The 1974-nt window shown below is 28.1% G+C and carries 1 protein-coding gene and 1 pseudogene; one reads left to right on the forward strand and one right to left on the reverse strand.

The window, feature by feature from the left end; all coding sequences use genetic code 11:
* Window positions 1-541 (reverse strand): annotated as a pseudogene (locus F1B92_RS07955) (DUF234 domain-containing protein); the annotation flags it as partial.
* Window positions 542-593: 52 nt separating this feature from the next.
* Between F1B92_RS07955 and F1B92_RS07960 the strand changes: the two are divergent.
* A complete protein-coding gene (locus tag F1B92_RS07960; RefSeq protein ID WP_326833136.1) occupies window positions 594-1895 on the forward strand; it encodes an aminotransferase class V-fold PLP-dependent enzyme in 1302 nt (433 codons plus the stop codon).
* Window positions 1896-1974: the final 79 nt, after the last annotated feature.

The raw sequence follows: 1974 nt of genomic DNA on the forward strand, positions 1-1974 counted from the left end.
TTGAGTAATTATCAAAATTATGCTTTATTTTTTCTAAAACAGCTTCAAATTCTTTAGCTTCTAAAAGCTTTAAATTTGGCTCAATAAATCTAAACCAAAATCTTGCAAAATGGCTTTTAAAGTTGATTTTATTATGCACTACATATCGTCTTAAATGTTTTGGGAGTTTTTCATTTTTTCTAAGTGGAGTAGGCTTTTTCTCACGGCTTAATTCTAATTCTAAAAAGCCAGTTTCTAAAAGCTCATTTATGATTTTTTGTGCTTTATAGCGAGGCAGGATTTTATTTACACCAAATTTTTTTCTATCGCTTTTAGCAAGTTTTATTAGAGCTTTTTTGGTATCACTATCAAATTCAAATCTTTTTGAAATCTCTTTAAATTTATATAAAATTTCAGTTTTTATAGCCATAAAAATATCGTTGTGTTTATCGTTTAGTTTTAAATCATCAAAAATTATATGAAATTTAAATATATCATCGATTTCTAGGTGGTTAAATCTGTCAAAACTACTTTTAAAACTATAAATTTCAAACTCCTTCAAAAGTTAATTTTACCATTTTTTGATATAATTTCAAAAAATTTGAGGAAAAATAGTGGATTTAGAGCAAATTAAAAAAAATATAATTTTAAAGCAAGGTGTGTATTATTTTGATTATACTGCTTCAAGTCTTGCTTATAAACCGATAGAAGATGAAATTTTAAGAATTTTACCAACTTATTCAAATACGCATTCAGAGGCTAGCGAACATTCAAGACTGACAAGTGAGTATTATGAGAGTGCAAGAAATATATTAAAAGATTTTTTAAATCTTGATGATAAATTTTATCTTATGCCATGCGGAACAGGTGCAACAGCTGCGATTAAAAAATTTCAAGAGTTGATAGGAATTTATATCCCACCAGCAACTAGAGATTTTTTAAATTTAGATATAAAAAATTTATCAAATTTACCGCTTGTGCTTGTTTCTCCTTATGAACATCACTCAAATGAGATAAGTTATAGATATGGATTGTGTGAGGTTAAAAGAATAGGGCTTATGGATGGTAAGATTGATTTTGATGATTTAAACAATATTTTAAAACAGAACAAAAATAGAAAAATTATAGCCTCATTTAGTGTAGCTTCTAATATCACAGGAGTTATTAGCGATTATATGAGACTTTTTTTGATGGTAAAATCATATGGCGGGATAGTTGCACTTGATGGATCATCTTTTATCTCTCATGATGACATTGATAGCGGATTTTATGATGCTTTATTTTTATCATCGCATAAACTTTTAGGCGGAGTTGGTGGATGTGGGCTTCTTGCTATCAAAAAAGAGCTTTGCAAAAGCGATGAGCCAACTTTTGCTAGCGGTGGGACTGTTAGATATGTAAGTAGAGTTGGAGAAATTTTTAAGATTGATAAAGAAAAACTTGAAGATGGTGGAACACCAGGGATTATTCAACTAATTAAATCTTTTTTAGCTTTTAAATTAAGAAAAGATGTCGGGATTAAATTTATCAAAGAGCGTGAAAATATGCTTAAAGACTATTTTTTAGAAAAAATTTTAAAAATAGATGATATAAATTTATACGCTAAGGATGTAAATTGCAAATTACCTATTTTTTCTTTTAATGTAAAAGGCTTCAATCCTTATGATTTTAGTGCAATTTTAAGTCAAAAATATAGCGTAGAAACTAGAGCGGGGTGCTCTTGTGCTGGACCATACGCACACGATTTAATGGATATAAAAGATGGAATTAGCGTAGAAGAAAAGCCAGGATTTGTTAGAATCAGTCTTCATTATACTCACTCAAAAGATGATATAGATTATTTAATAAGTGCTATAAAAGCAGTCGTTAAACAGCGTGGAAAGATTAAATTTTCTCAAGGAAGTTATTTGTGTTGAGCTAAATTGCATTATTTTTTTGTTTTTATTTAAATATTTTTAAACTTAAAATTGTTGCAAATACAAAATACAGATCTAA

Source organism: Campylobacter portucalensis (assembly GCF_009690845.1).
Lineage (GTDB): Bacteria > Campylobacterota > Campylobacteria > Campylobacterales > Campylobacteraceae > Campylobacter_B > Campylobacter_B portucalensis.